Here is a 23,396-nt window from a genome sequence, read left to right on the forward strand (position 1 = left end):
GTCCGGTGCGGGCACTATATGTTCATTTCACGCCCAGCCGCTTTTCATGGGCTTTCCTCCAATCGTCGCCGAGTTCCTCGACGGACTTACCGGTCCATTCTTTCCACAGATCCGTGGAGTAGCCCTTGTGGATCGACAGGTTGAGCTTCCGCATCAGGTCCTTCTCATGGTTCCTGATCACCCAGTCCATGAAGTTCGCGCTGATGCGGTAGCTGCCGTCATACTTCGCGCGGGCGATGTTGCCCTTGGTGATCTCCGCGCCTTTCACCTCCGGTTCGTAGAGGAACCAGCGGATGTAGTCGCACGCGCCTTCCGTAACCCAGGTGGGCGGACGCTCGATCTTCGGCCGGGGATCTCCCGCGAACTGGACCACGTGGACGATCTCATGCACCGCACAGCCGATCGCCTCGCCAGTCCGGTTGTCGCGCATGAAGCTCGCGTTCAGGGTGATGCGGTTGCCGGTCGCATATCCCGGCACACCCTGTGCATGTCCCGGCAGGTTGGTGGCGTTCTTCAGGGCGAAATAAACGGTGTCCGGCGGGGTGTAGCCTTCCACCGGGATCATCCCGATGATCTTCGGATACCAGACCTCCATCACGGGTAGCAGCTTCTCCAGCGTCCATGCCCGCAGGTCGGGGGCTTCGGTGGAGTCGAGGATGTAGCGGTATCTCCCGTCCTTTGAGGTGACCGTGTCCACCAGCTTCCTCGGGATGTCCTCGGCTGGGGCGTTGGCATCGATGACATAGATCTCGTTGTAGAACGTGTTGGAAAGGGAGCCCGCGGGATCCGGTCGCTTGATGTCGAAAAGCAGGTGGCGGAATTTGGTCTTCTTGAAAATTCCGCCTTCAATAGAAACCTGATGACCCGGGCCACCGCCCGAGCGGGTATCCGCCGAGTGGACGAGCTGCCAGCCGCAGGACGTGGGATCCACACCCCGCTTCGGAGAAGCGGAGAAATTGACGGCGGTTCCTTGCGAAGCGTAGAGCTGATAGACCTGCGGTCCGCGCGACCCCGGATGGAGCGATGAAGTCCTGATCGTCCTGATCTGGATGGCCGATCCCAGGTCGACGGAGATCCGGCCGCCATCGGTGCCCGGCGCGAAGAAGAAGCTCGCACGGGGATCGTCGTCTTTCGTGGGCGGTTTGCCATCGTGGAGAACTTCAGGGGAAGCGCTGTTCCGGTCCGCGGTGCCATCCACGATTTTGAAGGTGGCTCCCGTCGCCGCGTCACTTTTCGCCGGCAGGAAATCCTGGCCGCAGGCCAATGTGGGCCAGAGTGCGACTATGGCAACGAACGGCAGGAACAGCGACGGGAAGGAGCTGGATTTCCGATATGAATGATTTCCGGTCGTCGGCATAGGGATAAGGCTATCCCGGGAAGCGATGCCGCCAATGGTTTTCGCTTTCAGAAACTCCACTCCACGCTCGCCCACAGCGCACGGGGTCCGGCGATGCTGCGTGTGCCGTCGCTGGCAAGGCCGGTCATGATTTCCTCATCGAGGAGGTTCTCCACCCGCAGGTGGTAGAGCAGGTTTTCCGATGCCTTCCACGTCGCGCCGATACGCGCGCTGGTGTAATCGCCGATGCGCCGCTGGACGAGCGCGTCGTCGAACTGGGACGCTCCGTATTCGTAACCAGCGGTGAGCGTGAGGCGTTCGATGGGCCGCCAGTCGAGGCCCGCGATGAGCCGCAGATCCGGTGCCTGGGGGAAGGGTTTGTCTTCGAGCAGAGGCTGATCGCTGGATTCGTGGAAATTGGTTTCCGTCCAGATGCCATCGAGGCGGACAGTCACCTCATCACTGGCTTTCCATTCGGCACCGACCTGGGCACCGAGCACGCGGGCTTTATCGACGTTCCGCCGCTGCGAGCCGGAACCACCGGCAGGAATGGTGCCGAAGATGGCGGCGATCTCCGCGGGATCGGTGACGGGCACGTTGGCGATGGCGTCCCTGATCCAGTGATGGAAGAGGGAGGCGCGGAAAGTGAGGGCATCCGCGGGCTTCCATTCAACGCCGCCTTCGATGCTGATGAAGCGCTCCGGGTCGAGCGCGGCGTTCGCTTCCACGATGTCGTTTTTCACACGAAACGGCCGGTGGAGTTCGTTGAGGGTGGGAAGGCGGAAGCTGGTCCCGGCGGAGGCGAAAGCCTCCACGCGGTCGTTGAACGCATGGCTGAAGGCGAGGGCGAAGGACGGCTCGATGCCATCGCGGTCATGCTGGCGGTCGTTGCGGAGAGTCGCACCGGTCAGGAGGGATTCCTCGATCCGGCGGCCATCGCGGAGCCACCAGGCATCGAGGCGGGCGCTGGCATCCAGGGTCGTTCGTGTGTCGATCTGGTAGCTGCCTGCGGCGAAGATCCCGGCGAAGCTCTGCTCACCTCCCGCCTCGCGGGCGCGGGTGAACCGTCCGGCCATGAAGGTGGCGTCTTCGTTCGTTTCGCCGGTGATGTGGCGGAAGTCCGCGCCACCCGTGACGGACCATTTTCCGCCCGGCTGCCAGTGGAGGGTGAGCGCGCCGCCGCTGCCGGTGGCGGGGACGTCATGCTGGTCGAGCGACGGCGTCTCCGTGGTGCGGGTGGCATCGACGGAGCTGAAGAATGAGGAGAAACTACGATGTTGGTAGTAGCCGAGCGCCTGCCAGGACAGCACGGGGTCCTCCGCCGTGACGCGCAGGGCCAGGTCCATTGCCTCCGTGGTGTTTCCCGTGAGGGGAGTGCCGTTGCCGCGTTCCTCCTCATACCATGAGATCATCGGCTCGACGGTGAGTCCGGGGCGGGGCTTCCATGCGAGCTTCAGGTCCGCGCTGAAAAGATCCAGATCCAGCCTGCGGTCCACGGCTCCGCGCTGGCTTTCCGCCACGCCGAAGAATCCGTCGGAACGCAGGGCGGACGCGTTGAAGAAAACGCCGAGGGTGCCGTCCTCATTGACGAACTGGTTCGCCGTGGAGCCGCCCAGGGTCCCGTGGCTGCCGCCACCGAGGCGCAACGTGTGCGCCTCCGTGAACGCATCCCGTGAGGAAAGCTGAACCACCCCGGCGGGGCTCTGATTCCCCCAGACGGCGGCTTTCGCGGACGGGATGATCTTCACGGAATCCACCGCCGCCGCATCGTAGCGCGCCCAGTACACCCAGCCGCCGAAGGGATCGTTCTGCGGCATACCGTCCAGCAGGACCAGCGTGCGGGATGCGGCGGTCGCTCCCGTGTTGCGGAGGCTCACCCCGGCGGATGTGGGATTGCCGAAGAGGGCGGTCTGCCTGCGGTAAAGCGAGAAGGATGGCTCCGAGGAAAGCATCTCATCCAGCGTGCGGGGGGAGCTTTCCCGGATGGCAGCGCGCTCCCACTCCGCGAGCGGCGCGGCGGCGGATGAGGTGGAGGGGAGACGCTCCGCCATCACCGTGATCTCGGGCAGCTCCCGTGCGGCGGCGGGGAGAACGGTGATCAGCAGGAAGGCGGCGTGTTTCATGTCATGGAACATCCATCCCGGATGACCGGAGGACGGTTTCGTGAACCACGATGTCGTGCATCGCGTCCCATGCCAGCGGTTTTTCTCCGCGGATCGCCTTTGCCATGTCGATGAACTCGGCGTCGTAGCGGCCCTTCGGCACCTCCAGCTTCAGCGTGTTGCGGCCTTTCCCGTAGGGTGGATGATCCTCCGTGAATGAGAGGATGACATTGCCGGACTCCAGCGGGGAGATCTCCATGCTGCCCTTTGTACCGATGACATGAAAGGCGCGGTGCGGCGAGCCGAAGGGATCGGCATGGTTGCAGCGCAGCGTGGCGGTCGCCTTCGCGTAGGATAGCACCGCGAGCTGGTTGTCCTTCATGCCGTCGTCCCGGGTGGGGGTGGAGAAGGCATGCACCGCCTGCGGCTTGCCGAGGAGGGTGACGACGGCGTCCGTGAGATGGCAGGCCAGCTCGAACATGCCGCCACCGGCCAGTGACGAGAGTTCCTTCCGCAGGCCAGCTTCCGCGAGCTTGCCCATAGAGGCGTCGATGCTGGCGATCTCTCCCAGCCAGCCCTCGCGGTGGGCTTGGAACAGCAACTGGAACGCCGGGTTGTAGCGCAGCATGTAGCCCATCTGCAGGTGCAGACCTTTTTCCCGCGCCAGCAGGCGGAACTTCCTGAAGTCCGCGTGGGACAGCGCCCCCGGCTTGTCGAGATGGACGTGCTTGCCCGCTTCCAGGCAGCGCATCGTCATCGCGGGAGCGTCCCCCAGCAGGGTCTCCACCGCGACGAGCTTCACATCAGAGGAAAGGAGCTGCTCCAGCGACAGCCGTGGCAGATCCGCATAGGCCTTGTTCCTCGCCGCACGCTGCCACAGCGCGTCATCCGGCTCACAGATGCCGGTGACCTGATAGAGGTTCGGCAGATTCCGCATCGCCTGCATCTTTCCGGCGGCATGGGAATGCCCGGTGCCGATCTGTGCGGCGGGGATGCGCGCGCCCGCAGGCTGTGCCGCCACCGTGCCCGCCCCCGCGAGAGCGAGCGCGGTGGTGGAAAGGAACTGGCGGCGCTGCATGGTGACGGGAGGTCCCAAAGTTTTGGTCAGCCGATGGTCACCTTCCCATCGGTATCCCGGCGGAAGGTGTGGAGGAGGTTGCCTTTCTCATCGATGAACCGCGTCGTGACCGCCTTGCGGTCCACATGGATGTGGTTGAAGCCGAGCTGCGCCCGGGCGAAGCCACGGTCCGTTTCCTTGACCTCGTGCAGGGCGCGCCCGCCTCCACCGGAGACGATGAAACTCGTCTCATATCCATCCACCTCCAGATGTTGCAGCGTATGGTCGTGCCCGGCGATGCAGTGGGAGATCCGGTGCTTCTTCAGGTGGGGACCCCATTCGGCGATGAGCTTCTCATTGTCCTTCCGCTTGCTGCTGGAGGTGAACAGCGGGAAATGGTTCACCATCCAGGTCCAGGGGGCGGTGGTCTTGCGTTGCAGCTCCTTTTCGAGGAACTCCCTCTGGGCCAACTGTTCCTCTTTGGTGATGATGGGATTCCCGTCGAGGACGATCATCCTCACCAACGGGCCGGTGGCGTCCTTGAGTTCCTCGACGTACCATTTCGCCGGGAGCTTCCAGCGCGATTTCGGGTTCTCGGCGGCATACCGGAGCTGCCAGTCCGCCTTGGTGAGCTGCGGCTTCTCCTTGCCGACATGCTCGTAGTCGTGGTTGCCGAGGCAGGCGTAGAAATTGCAACCCAGCGTCTTCTCCGGATACATCTCCTCGAAGCCGGTCCTGAACCGGTCCATGGTGAACTTGCCGTAGAAGTTGTCGCCGAGCGCGAGCACCCCCGCGAGCGGGGTTTTCAGATCCCGCGCATACGCGGACATCTGGTTGGCGACTTCGATCTGCTCCTTGTTGGCGGAGCCGAAATCGCCGAAGGCCAGCAGATGGAGGCCACCCTGTTTGGCAGGAAAGGCCCCGGGCTGCGCGCCCACACGGGATAACAGGTTCCCGGCGATGACGGCCGAGCTGAAGCAAACGGTCTTCCGGATGACGTCACGCCGGGTGATGTTCATGGTGGTGGGTTTTTGGATAGGTCGTTACTTCGGTTGGGTGACCAGCGGGAAGTCATCCGTGCGGAACGGGGTGAGCGGCAGGCCTTCCTGGCTGAAGATGTTGCACACCGGATTGTCCGCCCACGCGTAGCGCACGGCCACCGGGTTCGGCACCTTCGCGCTGCTGACGATGATGTTGGTCTTCACCGCGCCGGGCGCGAACTTCGCATCCGCCCAGACCCACTTCTTGTCCTCCCCGCAAATCGCGAAGCCCTTCAGCTCGTTCACATCCACCGTGCGGAGACCGGCTCCGGAGCCGATGTGGTCGATGGTCACGTTCACCTTGCCGTCCTTGATCTCATGGCCCTTGTACTCCGGGCTGCGGTGCGGGATGTCCTTGATGCCATAGTCCTGCACCAGTGCCCAGCGGGCCAGCCGCTCCGCCACATCACGCTTGTTGCGCGGGTGGATGTCGTTCGCCTCGCCGAGGTCGATGATGACCGCCTGCCCGGTGTTCTTCAGCGTGTTCATCGTCTTCGTCTGGGACTCGCGCAGTTCGGCCCACGCGCTGTCGCCCGGCTCCGGCTTCTCCGCCATGTAGTCGGCCAGTTGGACGAAGTAGAAAGGGAAATCCCCCTGCTTCCAGTCCTTGCGCCACTCGGAGATCATGAGGGTCATCAGCTCGTTGTACTGGTAGGCGCGTCCGGCGTTGGACTCACCCTGGTACCAGATCGCGCCCTTCATGCCGTAGCCGATGATCGGGTTGAGGCAGCCGGCGTAGAGGTTGCCCGGGCGGCCCTGGCCCTTCAGTTGGTTCTGCGGTGCGCGCGGTGCGGTGGGTGGATCCTCCCCGGCGGCCTTCGCGGCATCCCGCTTCGCTTCCCAGGCCTTCTTCTGCTCGTTGTACTTCGCGACGGCTTCGTCGTGGTTGTAGGTCGCTTCGATCTTCTTCCAGTTGTCCATCACGGCCTTGAAGCGTGGGTCCGCGTCGATCACGTCGCGCTTCACCCAAGCTTCCGCTGCGGAGCCGCCCCAAGCGTTGTCGATCAGGCCCACCGGCACGTCCAGGATCTTCTGGAGCAGGTTGCCGTAGAAATATCCGACCGCTGAGAAATCCGGCACGCTGTCCGGACCGGCGACGGCCCAGTTGCCCTTGAAGTCATCCTGCAGCTCCTGGGTGCCCACGTTCGGCACGGAAATGAGGCGCAGGTTGCCGTTCTTCGAGGCCAGCTTCTCCAGGTCGAAGTCCCAGCACATCCGCACCGACCAGCCCATGTTCGACTGGCCGGAGCATAGCCACACCTCACCGACGAGCACGTTCTTCACCTCCGCGGAGGTGGTGCCCTTGAAGGTCATGGTGGCGGGGGTGGCGTTCGCTGGCAGCGCGTCCAGGGAGACGGTCCACTTCCCCTTGTCGTCGGCCTTCGCCTTCTTCGTCTGGTTGCCGAAGGTGACGGTCACCTCGGTGCCGGGGGTATCCCAGCCCCAGATGGGGTTCGCCTGCTTCTGCTGCAGGACCATGTTGTCACCGATGATGGCGGGCAGTTTCAGCTCGGCGTGCGCCGCCAGGGCGGACGCGAGCAACAGCGTGGGGATGGTTTTTGTCATGGGATTGGGAGAATCAGGGGAAAAGGAAAACGCCGGTGCGTGACCGGCGTTTTCCGTTGGGGGATCAGGCGTTGATGACGCCCTTGAGGACGGTCATCTGGGATTTGGCACGCTCTTCCACGTAGGCCATCGCCTTCTTCACCTTCGCCTCGGCGGCGGGGTAGTCCTTGTGGATGCCCATCAGGATGTCGAACATCTTCGAGGCCGGGGTGCTGTCGAACTCGGGCGCCCATTCCTCCAGGCCGATGTCCTTGAACATCCAGCATTTCGGCGAGTGGAACTCGGAGAAGGTGTGCATCATCGGTGTGCCCATCGCCAGCGCCATGATCGGCGTGTGCGGCTCATGGCAGATGACGGTGTGGGCGCGCTGGTAGAAGGAGCAGGCTTCATCGACGTTCCAGAACTCATCGAAGTTGACGACGTGCTTCTTCAGGTCGTCCGGCAGCGGGTCATAGACGAACTGCTTGTTGTACTGCATCTCCTTGTAGACCTCCGGGGCGATGACGACCTTGTAGCCGGTCTCCTTCACCCACATGGCGATGAGATCCTGATAGACCTTCGCGCGGCGCACGTCGTCGGCGATCATCTCCGGGGTCGGGTTGAGGGGGTTGAGCTTCTGGGGCCGCTTGTCATCCACTCCGGGGGTCGTCGGGGAGTGGGTGCGGAGCTGGATGGTGATGAACTTTTTCGGCTCCAAGCCGTGTTTCGCCAGCCGGGCGAGGGCTTTTTCCTCGTCGCGCACGTCGATGCCGAAACAGCCGTCGGGACAGAACTCCATGACCGGCGGCTTGACCCCCGCGTCCTGGAGGGTCTTCAGCGTCGTCGAGTCACGGCAGTAGATGAAGGCGGCGCTGTTCAGCAGGGCGATGCGTTCTTCGGCGCCCTTTCCGGTCACCATGTCCGGGAAATACGACTGACCCTGCAGGCCCCATGGCTTGCCGATCTTGTTGCAGTATTTCATGAAGTCGGTGGGCTGGCCCATGCCGGGGCCGCGCAGGAAGAAGTCGGAGCGGGCGATGGCCTGCTGCACCGCGCCGTCCTTCTCGGACAGGGAGCCTTTCACGATCTCCACCTTCGGGAAGCGCTTCGCCAGCATGGCGTCCACTTCCTTGTTGGTGTGGGCGGCCCACAGGATGACGTTGGCCTCCGGGAGGTATTGTTCGAGGAAACGGAGTGTGCCGGGGGTGTGCCCGATGTCACCGATGTTCTTGGTCGCCCATGCGCTGTGGAGCAGGACGGTCTTCTTTTTCGTCTCCTGGGAATAGGCGACGGCTGGCAGGGATGCCGCACCGAGGGCGAGGCCGGAGGTTTTGAGGAAATTGCGTCTTGAGGTCATTTTTTGGAATGGGATTGAACGGGGAATAGAAGAAGAATCTTCCAGAAAAGTGAATGTCCGCAGGAGGAGGAAGGTCACATTTTCATTTCGCGGCGACGCGCTTGATGAAAGCGGCCACGGCGGGCATGGAACCCTTCCCGACCGTGCCGTGGTCGAAGCCCGCCAGCTCGTGGAACTCCGCGTCCGGGTGGCCCAGGTTCTTCAGCGTGATGTGGAACAGGTCGTTTTCCTCCACGCGGCTCTTGTATTCGATCTTCCGGTCGCCGGTGATCAGGCAGATCGGCGGCAGGTTCTTCGAGGCGAAGTAAAGCGGCGCGAATTCGTCGATCAGCGGGCGCAGCGCCTCTCCCGTGTCCCCGCGCAGCTTCTTCACGTGGAAGTGCGTCGTCACCTGCGCGCTCACCGGGATGATGCCGGCCAGCGATTGGTTCGAGATCTGGTGGGCGGCCAGCCACTTCGGGTCCATGCCCACCATCAGGGCCAGGTAGCCCCCGGCCGAGTGGCCGGAAATGAAGATCTTCTCCCGGTCACCGCCGTACTCCGCCGCATGGCGGAAAGCCCACGCCGTCGCGGCGGCGGCATCCTCCAGGGAGCAGGGGAACTTGCCCGGTGGGTCGAAGCGGTAGCTGGCCGTCACCACCACCACATTTTCATCCGGCAGGGCGGGAAACCCTCGCTTGCCGGAGGTCAGGCCACCGCCATGGAACCAGATCAGCACCGGCAGGTCTTTGGCCCCCGCCGGGCGGCGGACGTCCAGCTTGCACTGGGCTTTCTGGTATTCATCCGCCCGCTCCAGAGCGGCACCTTCATAATATGAGATGGCCTTGTCCGTGACCGGTTCGGCATGGGTGAGAGTGGCCATGGCCACGAAAAGGAGAAACAGGGCTTTCACTGCCTGCCAGTTGAGGGGAGCGGCCCCGGTGCGTCAAGCGGGCTGGAAAAATGGTAGGACCGGTCCGGACGGCTGCTACCGGCGTTCGGGCACATCCTTTGCATCTCAGTCCGCCAGCAGGTTCAGCCGGTAAAAACGCCTCGGCGTATCTTCCAGCGCATCCGGGTCCGTGACCTGGATGGTGGAGCCGGTGCCGGTCACGGGACCACCCAGCGGTGTCCATGGCGGAGCCAGCGTGTCGCTCCACTCGATCTGGTAGCGGCGCTCCGCGTTCGCGGAAAAGCCCAGCACCATGCCCGTCCCCGACGCCTGGAGGGAGGCAAACCCGAGACGGCTGCCGCCCGACCTCGGGTCCGTCCCACCGAGGAACTCCGCCAGGTTGTTGAAGCCGTCCCCGTCCGGATCTTCCGTGGCGGTCTGGGCCAGCGTGCCCAGCTTCTCCGTCTCCCACCAGTCCGGCAGGCCGTCGTTGTCCGTGTCGATCATCTTCAGCAGATCCAGCCTGCCTCCGCGGATCGTCCTGCCGGCCAGAGCCGGGACGGTGGTGGTGTGGTCCAGGATCCGGGAGATCCGTTGGGCCATGGTTTCCGTCGGGAAATTCAGCGCCGCAAAGGCGACCGCCGCGCTCACGTGGGGCGTCGCCATCGACGTCCCGCTGATGAACCGGTAGGCCACGGAGGGATGCGGTGCGTTCACCAGATTGCCCGTGGCGGGGAGGGAGGCCAGGATGGCATTGCCGGTTGCCAGCGTGACCTGCAGGGCGGGCAGCCAGTTTCCCGCCGCACCGAGTGTCCAGCCGCCCGTGTCGTCCACGTTGTTGTAGATGATGACGCCCACCGCTCCGGCTGTCCTTGCCCGCGTCACCTTGTCCGCGAACGTGTTGTTGCCCCTCTGGATGAGGGCGATGTTTCCGCTGACGGCGGGGGGAAAGGCGGCGCTGGTTTCCCCCGTGCCGCAGTGGTGGATGGTGCGTGTCAGGCCCGCCGGAGGGGTCAGGCCGGAAAACTCGATCTCCGCCGCCAGGTGGGTCGTGGAACCGATGGTGACGGTGGAGAGCCTCCCGCCCAGCGACACGGGCACGGTCGAGTAGATGTCCGTCCCCGGCGCGGCCAGATCCACCGTCGTCGCCCCGTAGTTGGAAAAGCTGGAAAGCCCGTTCCGTGGGTCGATGGACGCCACGGTGATGATATTTGGAAGCGCGTAGTTCGCCGGATACTGCGGGATCGCGTCGTTGTTGGTGGTGTCGTTGCCCGCCGCCGCGCACAGGACGATGCCCGCGTTCCCCAGCGCGGCGATGGCATTGAATTCCGCGGTGGTTTGGGAAAGCCCACCGTAGGAGGCGTTGAACGCCACGATGTTCACGCCCCGCTGCTTCTGCGCCACAGCGTAGTTGTACGCCGCGATGATGGCGGAGGTGGACATGTTCTCACCGTCCGTGGACAGCTTCATCGGCAGGATCTTCGCCTTGAACTGCAGGCCGATCACGCCCTGCGCGTTCCTCCCCGTGGCGGCGATGGTCCCCGCCACATGCGTCCCGTGAAAGCCGGAGTCCGTCATCGATGCCGTATTGGCGGCGAAGTCATAGCCATGCACGTCGTCCACGTAGCCGTTGCCGTCGTCATCGATGCCGTTGCCCGGGATCTCCGCCGGATTTGTCCACACATTCGGCGCCAGGTCCGGGTGGGTGATGTCCACGCCGGTATCCGCCACGCACACCACGATGTCCTGCGCGGGCGTGGTGGTCCGGGAAAGGTTCCACGCCTGGATGAAGCGCGTGTCCACCCCGCTGGTACCCGCGCTCAGGTTCGCCACCTGTCCGGTGTTCTCCAGTCCCCACAGCTTCGGGAAATGCGGATCGTTCGGGCGGATGAAGGAAACTTTCCGCAGATAGTTCGGCTCCGCCGTTTCCACGCTGGGGTCCGCTTTCAGTTCCGCGATCAGCGCGGCGGTCGTCCGGCTCTTGTCGCGGACCATCCCGTGCAGCTTCCCGCGGGACGCTCCCACCCGGTCATAGGTCTCCGCCAGCCGCATCTTCCGCCCCGCCATCTTCGTGCGGGCGGCCGCTTCCGGCACATCCGCACGGAAGGTCACCAGCACCTCCCCCTCCACATACGGATCCTCTTTCGCCGACGCCATCATCGAAAAGGCGGTCGCCAGCAAGGTCAGGCTGCGGAAAAGGATGGAAGCGTGTGGACGCATGGAACGGAGATCCGGAGCAGGTCATCTCCCGGAAGCGGACGGAACTTGCGCCGTTTTTAATGTAATTACAATGACAATTAGATTTCTCCGGATCGCCAACCCGTAGCACCCGAATCCGTGCAATCCGTTAATCCATCTGAAATCCGTGGTCAAAAAATGCCCGTCAGCCTGATACCCGCTCAGACCTGAAGGCATCCCATTTCAGCGAGCAGCAAAAATCCTGCCCCAATTTCATACATTCGCGTCCATTCGCGTTGATTCGCGGTTGAAAACCAAAAGCCGTCCCCGGATGCTCTCTCCGTGCCGCTGATCGAGCATTCCACCTACCGCGCCCCATGGTGGCTGCCGGGCGGCCACTTGCAGACCATCGTCCCCGCCCTCTTCCGGCGGGTGAAGCCGGTCACCACCCTGCGGGAGCGGCTGGAACTGGACGACGGGGACTTCCTCGACCTCGCGTGGGCGGGAAAAACGTCCAGACGCCTCGCCATCCTCTCCCACGGCCTGGAGGGCAGCAGCGATGCCGCCTACATCCAGGGCATGGCCCGCTCATTGGTCGCCGCCGGTTGGGACGCCCTCGCGTGGAACTTCCGCGGCTGTGGCACGGAGCCGAACCGGCTGCTCTCCTTCTACCACAGCGGCGCCACGGAGGACCTGGACGCCGTCATCCGCCACGTGCTCGCCGTCCACCCGGCGGAGGAGATCGACCTCATCGGCTTCAGCCTCGGCGGGAACCTCACGCTGAAATACCTCGGCGAGCCGCGCGAACGGCCGGAGCAACTCCGCCGCGCCCTCGCCTTCTCCGTCCCGTGCGATCTCGCGGACTCCGCCCGCAAGCTGTCGGACCCCGCCAACCGCCTCTACATGCGGCGTTTCCTGCGCTCCCTCCGCACCAAGCTCCGCGTGAAGGAATCCCTCTTCCCCGGCTCCCTCGATCTCGCCGGGCTGGACCAGATCGCCGACTTCCTCCAGTTCGACGACCGCTTCACCGCGCCCCTCCACGGCTTCAGGAACGCGGAGGACTACTGGATCCGCAGCAGTTGCCGCCAGTTCCTACCGCACATCCGCATCCCGACGTTGCTGGTGAATGCGCTCAACGATCCGTTCCTGGGGGAGAGATGCTATCCGAGGGAGGAGGCGCGGGAGAGCGAGTGGTTCTCGCTGGAGACGCCAGGGGATGGGGGGCACGTGTCATTCCCATCCCGAAATGGATCGTGGCCCCATGACCGGGCGCTGGAGTTCCTGGGGCGCCACGGGGTGCCCAGATAGGATGTTGGTTTCTTTATAAGAATTCATGCGGTGATCCGGTATCTGTAATTCTATGGGGCCATCACATGCTTCCCGGCGTCACTTCGTGAAAGTCTCGACAATCGCCGCGATGACGGCGGCTTCGGGACAAGCCCAGGCGGCACCGGTCGCGGTCGTGCCCAAGCGAAAGATATCCACCGACATCCTCATCTGCGGTGGTGGTTGTGCCGGAACCGCCGCCGCTCTTGCTGCGGCCCGGACAGGCGCGAAGGTCGTTCTCGTTGAAAAGGCTCCGTTCGCGGGAGGGATCATCACCAGCGTGGGGCTGCCGTATTTCGATGGCATCGCGGACATCAAGACGAAGCGGGTGGTGGTGAAGGGGATCGCGCTGGAGCTGCTGTCGAAGTCAGGCGTCTGCGCACCGGATGCGAAGACGGTGAAGATCCACAACCCGACGATTCCGAACACCTTCGAGTTCAAGATCCTCCTTGATCGCCTGCTGAAGGAGCGGAAGGAGAACCTGACCGTGCTGTTCAACACGATGGTCTGCGGGGTGAATTCCGATGGCGGACGGATCCGGAGCGTCACCGTGGCGAACAAGGACGGGCTGACCGAGATCGAGGCGAAGACGGTGATCGACTGCAGCGGCGACGCGGATGTGGCGGCGTGGGCGGGCGCGCCGTTCGAGCAGAACAAGGAGGTGCAGCCGCTGACGCTGCACTTCCGGATCGGCCATGTGAAATCGACCGCCACGTTGGGGAAGGACTGCAGGGAAGCGCTGGCAAAGGCGCAGGCGGCGGGTGAGCTGCCGCACTACTACGGACCTGGTATCATGTTCCTTTTCGGCAAGGATGAGATCTACGTCCACGGCGTGCGTGTCCCGGCGGACCCGACGAATGCGGCGGACCTTTCCCGCGCGGAGATGCAGGGCCGGGCGGATGCCCACGCCATGTTCCGCGCCTGGAAGCGGGACATACCCGCGTTTTCCGAATCCTATTTCCTGGAAGCCTACCCGTGGATCGGCGTGCGGGAATCCCGCCGCATCACCGGCCAGTATGTGCTCAACGAGGACGACCTGATGAAGGGCAATCGTTTCGACGACGCCATCGCCACCGGTTGCTGGTACCTGGACCTGCACCCGAACAAAACCACCGTCGGCAGTGCCAATGACTTCGCTCCGGAGAAGGTCCAGCCCGCGCCGTATGACATCCCCTACCGGTCCCTGCTGCCGCAGAAGATCGAGAACCTGCTCGTCGCGGGCCGTTGCCACTCCGCCACGCGCGGCGCGCACGCCTCCACCCGCGTGACCGTCACCGCCATGGCCATGGGCGAAGCCGCCGGTGTCGCCGCCGCGATGGTGGTGAAGGGAAACACCTCCGTACAGGAAATCAGCGGCGTCAATGTCCGTGAGGCCTTGGAAAAAGTCGGCGGCGGCCCCTTCACGGAGGCCTGACCATCCGGGAGTAGCGTCATGGCTGCGCCATGACGGCTGGGAGGATGTCAGCAGCCAACCGGTTCCGGCCTGCTCTCAAAATCCTCAGAAAAGGAATGCCGCTCACACCGATGATCCATGACGTCGTGGGATTGGGATCGATTATTCCAACCGTCATGGCGCAGCCATGCCGCTACCTCGGAGGAGAAAAGAAAAAGGGCGACAGAAGTGTCGCCCTTCTTTGCTGATCAGTATCCCGATGGATGCCGCATCACATGGCCCTTCCCGGCGCGGGTCTGTGGCTTCCAGCGTGGGCCGGAGCGTCCGCCGGGGCCGCCCGTGTCCAGGCGCAGGCCGGCGACGGTCATGAAGACGTGGCCTTTCCGCGTGTAGACCGTGATCCAGTCGCCTTCGCCTTTCTTGCCGTAGTTGAAGTAACCGCTGGAGGGCATGGAGCCTTTCAGCAGACCGGCCTCGCGGAGGACGTAGGAGACGGTGCCGGAGCAATCGTAGCCGGTATCGTTCTTCTTCGCATGGCCACCGCCCCATTTGTAGGGCTTGCTCTGGAGGCGGTTGCCTGCGGCGATCGCGCGCTTCACGGCGTCCGGAGCTTTGCGCGGGGCATAGGCCATACCGTCTTTGAGCAGGGCGGTTTCACCATGGCTGAAGCGGTAGGAGACAGGCTGCTTGGCCTTGACCTGGCTGGAGCAGGAAACGGCTCCGCCAACGAGGGGAAGGAGGGCGAGGAGTGTCAGAAAGCGTTTCACGATGGGGAAATTACTTAAATTGTTTTATATCGGCAAATATTTTTTAAAAATTAATATCCAACCAAGCGGTAATTTGTGATAGAGCGCGAGAGCGATGGCTCAGGGTGTTCTTCACCGCATCGCCGAGCTCGGAAAAAGTCCGGTCGTAACCCGTTGGTATGAAAAGGGGATCGTAACCGAAGCCCTCGCTGCCACGGGGTTCATCGATGATGTCGCCCTCGACCGCGCCGCTGAAGTTGGCGCGCTCTTTCCCGTCCTTCGCCAGGACCATGGTGCAGACGAAGCGGCCGCCGCGCTCGGTTTTCCCGGCCATTTCCGTCATCAGGCGGGCGTTGTTTTTCTCGTTGTTGCCCTCCTCGCCGCCGTAGCTGGATGACCAGACGCCGGGCGCACCGCCCAGGGCATCCACCTCCAGGCCGGAATCGTCTGACAACACCCAGCCGTCGATCAGGCGGCTGATGCCCTCCGCCTTCAGCCGGGCATTCTCCAGAAAGGTCGTTCCAGTCTCCTCGATCTCAGGGAATTCCGGAAATGCGGTCGCGTCCACGACCTCGAACCGTCCGCCCAGCATGGAGCGGATTTCGGCGGTTTTATGGGCGTTGCGGGTGGCGACGATGAGGCGCGGCGCGGGGGACGGCATGCCGCGTGGCTAGCGTTCCGGGCGCGGATGGCCAAGATTTTTTGAATAATATGGCCCTTTGCAACGCTATATAGGCACCATGAAAGCTGTCACCTGGCTTGCCGCGACCACCATGAGCCTCGCGGCCATCACCTCCACCGCCTTTGCCAATACCCTGGAGGGCTGGTCCACCGATGTGGAGGCGGCGCTCGCCGTTGCGAAAAAGGAGAAAAAGTCCGTGCTCGTGGAGTTCACCGGCTCCGATTGGTGCCCTCCTTGCATCATGATGCGCAAAAACGTCTTCTCGAAGAAGGAGTTCGTTGAGAAAGCGTCGAAGGACTACGTGCTGGTCGAGATCGATCTGCCGAAAGCGGACAAGGCGCTCGCCGCCCGCAACCAGATCGTCGCGGAGAAATACAAGATCGACGGCTTTCCGACGGTTGTCCTCCTGAACGGCGAGGGCAAGGAGTTCAGCCGCTTCTATGCGTCCGAGTATCCCGAAATGGACAAATTCCTGGCCCACATCGACAAGAAGCTGGAAAGCAAGAACCTGGACTGATAGACGCAGTGCCGATGAAAACCTTGTTCGCTTCCGTCGTGGCGCTGGTCGCCACCGCCGCCCTTTCCTTTTCCGCCGAGGTGGAATGGATGACCGACTTTGACGCCGCCAAGGCGAAGGCAAAGGCGGAGAAAAAAGTCCTGTTCGTGGATTTCACCGGCTCGGACTGGTGCGGCTGGTGCATCCGCCTGGACAAGGAAGTCTTCGCCCACAAGGAATTCCACGACTACGCCGCGGAGAACCTGGTGCTCGTGAAGCTGGACTTCCCGCGCAAGCTGAAACTCTCCCCTGAGCTGGAGAAGCAGAACAAGAGTCTGGCGAAAAAATACGACGTCCAGGGCTACCCGACCGTCAAGCTGCTGAAACCCAGCGGCAGTGAGATCGCGGAAACCGGCTACCAGGAAGGCGGCCCGGCCAAGTACGTCGAGCATCTCAAGAAGCTCCTGAAATAACCCGCCTGCCCGGGATCGTTTTTCCACCCACCCCGTCCGGCCCGGAGCCGCGGCGGGGTTTTGCTTTCCAAGCGGGGGCGGATTTCCCACAGTCCGCGACCTTTTCCCGCCATGTCCGACCGCCGCAAACCATTCCCATTCGACGAATTCGAGCCCAAGTGGCAGTCCCGCTGGGAATCCGAAAAGACCTTCCGTACGCCCGGACCGGGTGATGAGGGCTTTGACGCCAGCAAGCCGAAGTACTACGTGCTCGACATGTTCCCGTATCCCAGCGGCGCGGGCCTACACGTCGGCCACCCGGAGGGCTACACCGCCACGGACATCATCGGCCGCTACAAGCGGAAGAACGGCTTCAACGTCCTGCACCCCATGGGCTACGACTCGTTCGGACTGCCGGCGGAGCAGTATGCCATCAAGACCGGCCAGCACCCGGCCATCACCACCGCGGCGAACATCGAGAACTTCCGCCGCCAGCTGAAGTCGCTGGGCTTCGCCTACGACTGGGACCGCGAGATCGCCACCACCGATCCGGAATACGTCCGGTGGACCCAATGGATTTTCCTGCAACTGTATTCCTCGTACTTCGACGAGGAAGCGGGCAAGGCGAAGAACGTCTCCGAGCTGGAGGCGAAGGGCTGGACCCGCGCGCAGATCGATGACGTCCGCCTGGCCTACGTCGCCAATACCCCCGTCTGGTGGTCCCCGGACCTGGGCACCGTGCTGGCGAACGAAGAGGTGGAAGAGTGGAAATCGAAAGGCCACACCGTCGAGCGCCGCCCGCTGCGCCAGTGGATGCTGCGCATCACCAAGTACGCCCAGCGCCTGATCGATGAACTGGACACGCTCGACTGGCCGGATGGCATCAAGCTGCTGCAGAAGAACTGGATCGGCCGCAGCGAGGGCGCGGAAGTGAAGTTCGATGTCGGAGGCCGCGAGGTCGTCGTTTTCACCACCCGCCCGGACACCCTGTTCGGAGCCACCTACATGGTGCTGGCACCGGAGCATCCGTTCGTCCCCGAGATCACCACCGCGGAGCAGAAGGAAGCGGTGGAGGCCTATCAGAAAGCCATTTCCTCCAAGTCCGACCTGGATCGCGGTGACCTGAACAAGGACAAGTCCGGTGTCTTCACCGGCGCGTATGCGACCAATCCGGTGAACGGCGAAAAGATCCCCGTGTGGATCGCTGACTACGTGATGATGGGCTACGGCACCGGCGCGATCATGGCCGTGCCCGCGCATGACGAGCGCGACTACGAGTTCGCGACGAAATTCAGCCTGCCGGTGATCCAGGTGGTCCAGCCGGGAGACGATTCCGACTGGCAGGGCTACACCGCTCACGGCACCGCCGTGAACTCCGGCTTCCTCGACGGTCTCCCCACCTCCGAAGCCAAAGCAAAGATGATCGCCTGGCTGGGTGAAAACGGCAAAGGCACCAAGCGCGTGCAGTTCAAGCTGCGCGACTGGCTGTTCTCCCGCCAACGTTACTGGGGCGAGCCGTTCCCGATCACCTGGAAAGACGGCAACCACCACGCCATCCCGGAAAGCGAGCTGCCGCTGCTGGCTCCGCCGCTGGAGGACTACAAGCCGAGCGGCACGCCGGATCCGCTGCTGAGCAAGGCAACCGAGTGGGTCGAGCTGCCGGATGGCTCGCTGCGCGAAACGAACACCATGCCCCAGTGGGCGGGTTCGTGCTGGTACTACCTGCGCTACTGCGACCCGGGCAACACCGGCCGTTTCATTTCCAAGGAAGCCGAGGACTACTGGACGGACGACAAGCCGGGGATGGTCGATCTCTACGTCGGAGGTACGGAGCACGCCGTACTTCACCTGCTCTACGCCCGCTTCTGGCATAAGGTCTTGTTCGACCTCGGCCACGTCCGCACGCCGGAGCCGTTCCAGAAGCTGGTCAACCAGGGCCTGATCCTCGGTGAGGATGGCCAGAAGATGTCGAAGTCCCGCGGCAACGTGGTGAACCCGGACGACGTTGTGAAGGAATACGGCGCGGACGCGCTGCGCCTCTATGAAATGTTCATGGGTCCGCTGGAACAGGTGAAGCCATGGCAGATGAAGGGTGTGGAGGGTGTTGCACGCTTCCTCGCCCGCGTCTGGCGCGTCGCCTTCGAGGAAAAGGACGGTGACTGGACCGTTTCTCCGAAGATCCAGGACGTGCCCTGCACGGACAAGGAGCTGCTGCGCGTCGTCCACGAAACGATCAAGAAGGTCGGCGAGGACATCGAGAAGCTGAACTTCAACACCGCCATCTCCCAGATGATGATCTGCACGAACGCCTTCACCCAGGTGGAGGTCGTGCCGCTGAAGGAGTTCACCCAGTTCCTCACCGTGCTGGATCCCTTCGCCCCGCACCTCGCGGAGGAAATCAACGCCCGCCTCGGTTCCAGCGCCCAGCTTTCCGAGCTGCCATGGCCTGCCTACGATCCCGCCGCGCTCGTCCGCAACGAGATCGAGATCGTCGTCCAGGTGAACGGCAAGCTGCGCGACCGCCTGAGCGTCTCCAAGGACGCGGACGAGGAAGCGGTGAAGGCCGTCGCCTTCGAAAGCCCGAAGGTGAACGAGCATCTGGACGGCAAGACGATCCGCAAGGTCATCTACGTTCCTGGCAAGATCCTGAACGTCGTCGTAGGCTAGTCCATGAAACGGCTGGCCGCCATTGTCCGGAAGGAGCCGACCTTGGTCGAGTGGCTCCGTTCCGGGTTGTGGCGTTCCGGCTTTGACCGCGGCTCCCTCGGGAGGGCGCAGGGCTACCTTGATTTCGTTTCGGTCGTCGATACCGAACATGTTCCCGGGGAATCCGTGTCCTGCGCGGCCCGGGTGGAGGGCAACCGCGCCACCCCGTACCGGTCGCACGTCACCTTTGTCAGAACCTCCCGCGGATGGTTTCTCGATGCACTCTGTTCCTGTCCGGTGGGACTTTATTGCAAGCATGATGCGGCCATCATCCTGGCAATGCTCGAGGATGTCTCTCCGCCACCCCCGAGCGCGCCTGCAATGGTGAAAGTACCCATGCTGGAGCCGGGCATCCTCGACTGGCTGGGGGAGATGGGATCTGGGTTTTCATCCGCTGAGGGCGGGAAGAAGCTTTCCAAGGCCAATGAGGCCCGCTTCCTCGCGTTCTGTCTGAGGGAGGAGCGGTATTCGCTGGCCGGGCGGCGCACGTGGTATCTTTCGATGCGGGTCGGCCTCCGGAAGCGCGATGGGGTCACCATCCAGGAAACGATGGCGAATGCGGACCCTTCCAATCCGCCGAAGTACATGGCGAGGGAGGATTTCATCCCCGCGTCCCTCTACCACCAGCTCAAGAGACGGACCGGTGCGTGGAACGAGCTGCGGTGCGAAGGGAAAGGGTGGGAAGAGATGCTGGACGCCATGCTGGCGACGGGGAGATTTTATCTCTGGAACTCCCGACGCGCGGAGTGGCGGAATGCCGCCCAAGGTCCGGAGGTCGATGTGAAACCCGGATGGACCAGCGAGAAGGATGGAGCCATGAGGCCGGTGCTGGAATTCGCCGATGACCATCCGCGGTCCGTCCTGCCCTTGGTGCCGCCCTACTATGTCGATGAGGAGGCCGGGGAAATCGGCAGGCTGGCCGGTGGGCTGTCGCCGGGCTTGCTCACCTCCTGGCTGAAGGGGCCGAAGGTCGCCCCATCCCAGGTGGATTTGCTTTCCGCCCGGCTTTCCGAAATGTCGGCTGAACTGCCTGCCCCGAAACCCATGGAGACGGTGGAGCTGCCCGCGGTGGCACCCGTCCCCCATCTGCGGATCATCAGGAAGGGCATCTTCTCCTACGGATCTTCCTCTTCTGTCATCGCCGCGGAACTCCGCTTCCGCTACGGGGCGGGACCATTGCTGGAGCCGCTCGCGGCTTCCGGCGGCGGCGCGTCCCATTCGGAAGTCCAGGAAGGGAAAATCCGCATCCAGCCCCGCAGCGACAAGGCGGAGAAAGCCGCGCGTAGTTTCCTCATCTCTTCGGGCTTCCTGCCATTGCCGGAGGTCCTGCCCGCCAGTCTGCGTGACGCGGGCGCCGCATCCACCTATCTGCTCGCGGGGACCGACCCACACGACAAGGATGCCTGGCTCGATTTCGTCGAAAGGAAAGGAAAGGCCGCCCTGGTGGATGCCGGCTGGGTCGTCGAGGTCACCCGGGAGTCAGGGTTGATCGTGCGGGATGCCGGTGAGCTTTTCGCCGAACTGGAGGAGTCACCTGACCATGGCATCGACTGGTTCCGGTTCGATGCCGCCTTCGAGCTGGATGGGAAGCGGGTGACCCTCATCCCCATCATCGCGTCAGCCATCCGGATGAATCTCCCCACCGCGGACTCTCCGGATCTGCCGGAGCATTTCATGTTCCCGGCAGGTGATCTGGAGGATGGCATGATCCGATTCCCGGCGAAGCGCCTGCTGGAGTTCGTGGATCAGGTCAGGCACCTGTTCCAGGGAAATGCGGCGGAGGATGGACCTGTGCGGATCGACCGCCTCGCGGCGGCGGGCATCGCGGATTCCTTCGCGATGGATGACAGCGGGACGCTGCGTGCGCTCGCTGAGCTTTCGCGGAACCTGCGCGACATCAAAGGTCTTCCCGAGATCGCGGTTCCGGATGGGGTGCAGGCGGAGCTCCGTGAATACCAGAGGGAGGGCTTTCGCTGGCTGCGGTTCCTGGCGGACCATGGCTTGAACGGCATCCTCGCGGATGACATGGGCCTCGGGAAGACACTGCAGACGCTGGCGCACATCGCCGCGGAAAAGGAGCGGGGCGGCGGCCTGCCCTCGTTGGTCATCGCGCCGACGTCCGTCGTGCCGAACTGGCTGGCGGAAGCCGGGAAATTCACCCCGCATCTGAAAGTCATCACCCTCCATGGAAAGGACCGCGCCGCTTTGTTCTCCGGGATGGAGTCAGCGGATCTCGTCATCACGTCCTATGCCCTGGCGCACCGGGACATCGAGGTGTTGGCGGCCCGGGAGTGGGACCTTTGTGTCCTGGATGAAGCGCAATACATCAAGAACTCCAAGGCCGTCACCACCCGCAGCATCCGGCGGCTGAAGGCCCGCCAGCGCCTGTGCCTTTCGGGCACGCCCATGGAGAACCACCTCGGGGAGCTGTGGAGCCTCATGCACTTCCTCATGCCCGGCTTCCTGGGGGATGAAAACCATTTCAACTCGGCTTTCCGCCGTCCCATCGAACGGGACCGTTCCTCCGGCGTGCAGCGCGCCCTCAACCGCCGGATCGCGCCGTTGGTCCTGCGGCGGACAAAGGACCAGGTGGCGCGCGATTTGCCGGCGAAGACGGAGATCCTCCACACCATCGCGTTGTCGAAGAAGCAGACCGACCTCTACGAAAGCGTCCGCGCGGCCATGGACAGGCGGGTGCGGGATGCCATCGCGGAAAAGGGCCTCGCGAAGTCACACATCATCGTCCTGGATGCCCTCCTGAAGCTGCGCCAGATCTGCTGCCATCCGCCGTTGTTGAAAACCCCGGCTTCGGCGAAGGCGGACTCCGCGAAGCTGGATTTCCTGATGGATGACCTGCTCCCTACGTTGGTGGAGGAAGGTCGCCGCATCCTGCTTTTCTCCAGCTTCACCACCATGCTCGCGGAGATCGGGAAACGGCTGCAGAAGCTGGAGGTGCCGTTCCTCACCCTCACCGGCAGCACCCGGAACCGTGCGGAACTGGTGGGTGAGTTCCAGGAAGGCCGCATCCCCGTCTTCCTCATTTCGCTGAAGGCGGGCGGCACCGGCCTCAACCTGACTGCGGCGGATACCGTCATCCACTACGATCCGTGGTGGAATCCCGCGGCGGAAAACCAGGCGACCGACCGTGCCCACCGCATCGGCCAGGTGAAGCCCGTGTTCGTTCACAAGCTCGTCTGCGGAGGGTCCGTGGAGGAGCGCATCATCGAGCTGCAGAAGCACAAGGCCGCCCTCGTCCAGGCGCTGCTGGAGGAGGAAACAGCCAAGTTGAAGATCGACACGGAGACCCTGTCCCATCTTCTGGCTCCGCTGGCGTGAGGAAACTTCCGCCTCACGGCAGCCAGTTCTTTTTCCATGCCCACCAGATGACGACGCCGGCCAGCCCGCCGCCCAGGTGGGCGAGGGCGGAGACCGTGCCGTTCAGGAAGATCTGCTGGTGCAGCAGGAGGAACTGGAGGGCAAAGTAGAGGATGATGAAGGCCTTCACCGACATGCCGCGGGCGACGAACTTGCGGCCGAGGAGCAGCATTCCCGCATTCACCATCCAGCCGAACGGCAGCCACAGGATACGGGCATGTGGAAACAGCAGGGCGTAGAAGGTGACCACGCCAAAGACACCGCCGCTCGCACCGATGAGCGGGTGCACATTCGCGAGGCCGTGGAGGAAGGCTCCGGTGACGGATGAAGCGAAGAAAAGCCCCATGGTGCGCCTGCGGCCGAAGCGGCATTCCACGTTGTTGCCGAAAATGAGGAGGAAGTAGAGGTTGCCCGCCAGGTGGAGCGGATCCGCGTGGAGAAAGGTGTAGCCGAAGGCCCCCAGCCACCAGGTCAGTCCGGTGGATGCCGGATGGAAAACGAGCGGCCGCCAGACATCCGGATCCACCCAGAAGGCGATGCTGCAGAGCACCAGCAGGCTGGAGAAAATCCACGTGAACCAGGGCTTCTTGACCGTGATGGTCTGGCGGATCTCGACGGGCATGCCGACGAGGAACAGCCCATGGCGGAACCACTTGTTCTGGCTGGGGATGCGGTATCCTTCCGGGGGAAGCGACGGAGGGTTGCTCACGGCGGGAGGATGACCGGAACTTTTC

The 23,396-nt window shown here is 63.4% G+C and carries 17 protein-coding genes; 6 read left to right on the forward strand and 11 right to left on the reverse strand.

Annotated features, from left to right (window positions below; translation table 11 throughout):
* Positions 1 to 22 precede the first annotated feature (22 nt).
* The 8 genes from KF712_08415 to KF712_08450 form a co-directional block, all read right to left on the reverse strand.
* Positions 23 to 1,357, reverse strand: coding sequence for a hypothetical protein (locus KF712_08415; protein MBX3740999.1), 1,335 nt, complete (start codon positions 1,355 to 1,357; stop codon positions 23 to 25).
* A 47-nt stretch (positions 1,358 to 1,404) separates the two neighbouring features.
* The gene (locus KF712_08420) at positions 1,405 to 3,459 is read right to left on the reverse strand and encodes a TonB-dependent receptor (protein MBX3741000.1); all 2,055 of its coding nucleotides are present in this window, start codon (positions 3,457 to 3,459) and stop codon (positions 1,405 to 1,407) included.
* A gap of 1 nt (position 3,460) precedes the next feature.
* A complete protein-coding gene (locus KF712_08425; protein MBX3741001.1) occupies positions 3,461 to 4,516 on the reverse strand; it encodes a Gfo/Idh/MocA family oxidoreductase in 1,056 nt (351 codons plus the stop codon).
* A gap of 26 nt (positions 4,517 to 4,542) precedes the next feature.
* Positions 4,543 to 5,514: a metallophosphoesterase gene (locus tag KF712_08430; GenBank protein ID MBX3741002.1), complete on the reverse strand. Its 972-nt coding sequence runs from the start codon at positions 5,512 to 5,514 to the stop codon at positions 4,543 to 4,545.
* A 24-nt stretch (positions 5,515 to 5,538) separates the two neighbouring features.
* Positions 5,539 to 7,101, reverse strand: coding sequence for a hypothetical protein (locus tag KF712_08435; GenBank protein MBX3741003.1), 1,563 nt, complete (start codon positions 7,099 to 7,101; stop codon positions 5,539 to 5,541).
* A 64-nt stretch (positions 7,102 to 7,165) separates the two neighbouring features.
* Positions 7,166 to 8,437 carry a polysaccharide pyruvyl transferase family protein gene (locus tag KF712_08440; protein MBX3741004.1) on the reverse strand — a complete coding sequence of 424 codons (1,272 nt, stop codon included), beginning with the start codon at positions 8,435 to 8,437 and terminating at the stop codon, positions 7,166 to 7,168.
* 82 nt (positions 8,438 to 8,519) lie between these two features.
* Positions 8,520 to 9,329, reverse strand: a complete 810-nt coding sequence (locus KF712_08445) for an alpha/beta hydrolase (GenBank protein ID MBX3741005.1) — start codon at positions 9,327 to 9,329, stop codon at positions 8,520 to 8,522.
* Between the two features lie 105 nt (positions 9,330 to 9,434).
* The gene (locus KF712_08450; protein ID MBX3741006.1) at positions 9,435 to 11,528 is read right to left on the reverse strand and encodes a S8 family serine peptidase; all 2,094 of its coding nucleotides are present in this window, start codon (positions 11,526 to 11,528) and stop codon (positions 9,435 to 9,437) included.
* Between the two features lie 300 nt (positions 11,529 to 11,828).
* Here KF712_08450 and KF712_08455 point away from each other — a divergent pair, with 300 nt between their 5' ends.
* A complete protein-coding gene (locus KF712_08455) occupies positions 11,829 to 12,794 on the forward strand; it encodes an alpha/beta fold hydrolase (GenBank protein MBX3741007.1) in 966 nt (321 codons plus the stop codon).
* Positions 12,795 to 12,903: 109 nt separating this feature from the next.
* Entirely contained in the window at positions 12,904 to 14,226 is a 1,323-nt protein-coding gene (locus KF712_08460) for an FAD-dependent oxidoreductase (protein MBX3741008.1), read from the forward strand.
* Between the two features lie 227 nt (positions 14,227 to 14,453).
* Here the strand turns inward: KF712_08460 and KF712_08465 are convergent, their stop codons facing one another.
* A complete protein-coding gene (locus tag KF712_08465) occupies positions 14,454 to 14,972 on the reverse strand; it encodes a C40 family peptidase (protein MBX3741009.1) in 519 nt (172 codons plus the stop codon).
* Positions 14,973 to 15,015: 43 nt separating this feature from the next.
* A complete protein-coding gene (gene rdgB, locus KF712_08470; GenBank protein MBX3741010.1) occupies positions 15,016 to 15,612 on the reverse strand; it encodes an RdgB/HAM1 family non-canonical purine NTP pyrophosphatase in 597 nt (198 codons plus the stop codon).
* Between the two features lie 79 nt (positions 15,613 to 15,691).
* On the opposite strand from rdgB, the gene KF712_08475 reads away from it, so the two are divergent.
* The 4 genes from KF712_08475 (at position 15,692) to KF712_08490 (ending at position 22,623) form a co-directional block, all read left to right on the forward strand.
* A complete protein-coding gene (locus tag KF712_08475; GenBank protein ID MBX3741011.1) occupies positions 15,692 to 16,150 on the forward strand; it encodes a thioredoxin family protein in 459 nt (152 codons plus the stop codon).
* Between the two features lie 14 nt (positions 16,151 to 16,164).
* Positions 16,165 to 16,602 (forward strand): thioredoxin family protein, encoded by a 438-nt coding sequence (locus KF712_08480; GenBank protein MBX3741012.1) that lies wholly within the window; start codon positions 16,165 to 16,167, stop codon positions 16,600 to 16,602.
* Positions 16,603 to 16,713: 111 nt separating this feature from the next.
* Positions 16,714 to 19,248, forward strand: coding sequence for a leucine--tRNA ligase (gene leuS / locus KF712_08485; protein MBX3741013.1), 2,535 nt, complete (start codon positions 16,714 to 16,716; stop codon positions 19,246 to 19,248).
* 3 nt (positions 19,249 to 19,251) lie between these two features.
* Entirely contained in the window at positions 19,252 to 22,623 is a 3,372-nt protein-coding gene (locus KF712_08490; protein ID MBX3741014.1) for a DEAD/DEAH box helicase, read from the forward strand.
* A gap of 13 nt (positions 22,624 to 22,636) precedes the next feature.
* Here KF712_08490 and KF712_08495 read toward each other — a convergent pair whose 3' ends face one another.
* Entirely contained in the window at positions 22,637 to 23,371 is a 735-nt protein-coding gene (locus tag KF712_08495) for a rhomboid family intramembrane serine protease (GenBank protein ID MBX3741015.1), read from the reverse strand.
* Positions 23,372 to 23,396 lie beyond the last annotated feature (25 nt).

It is taken from the genome of Akkermansiaceae bacterium, from assembly GCA_019634595.1.
In the GTDB taxonomy this organism is placed as follows: domain Bacteria; phylum Verrucomicrobiota; class Verrucomicrobiia; order Verrucomicrobiales; family Akkermansiaceae; genus Luteolibacter.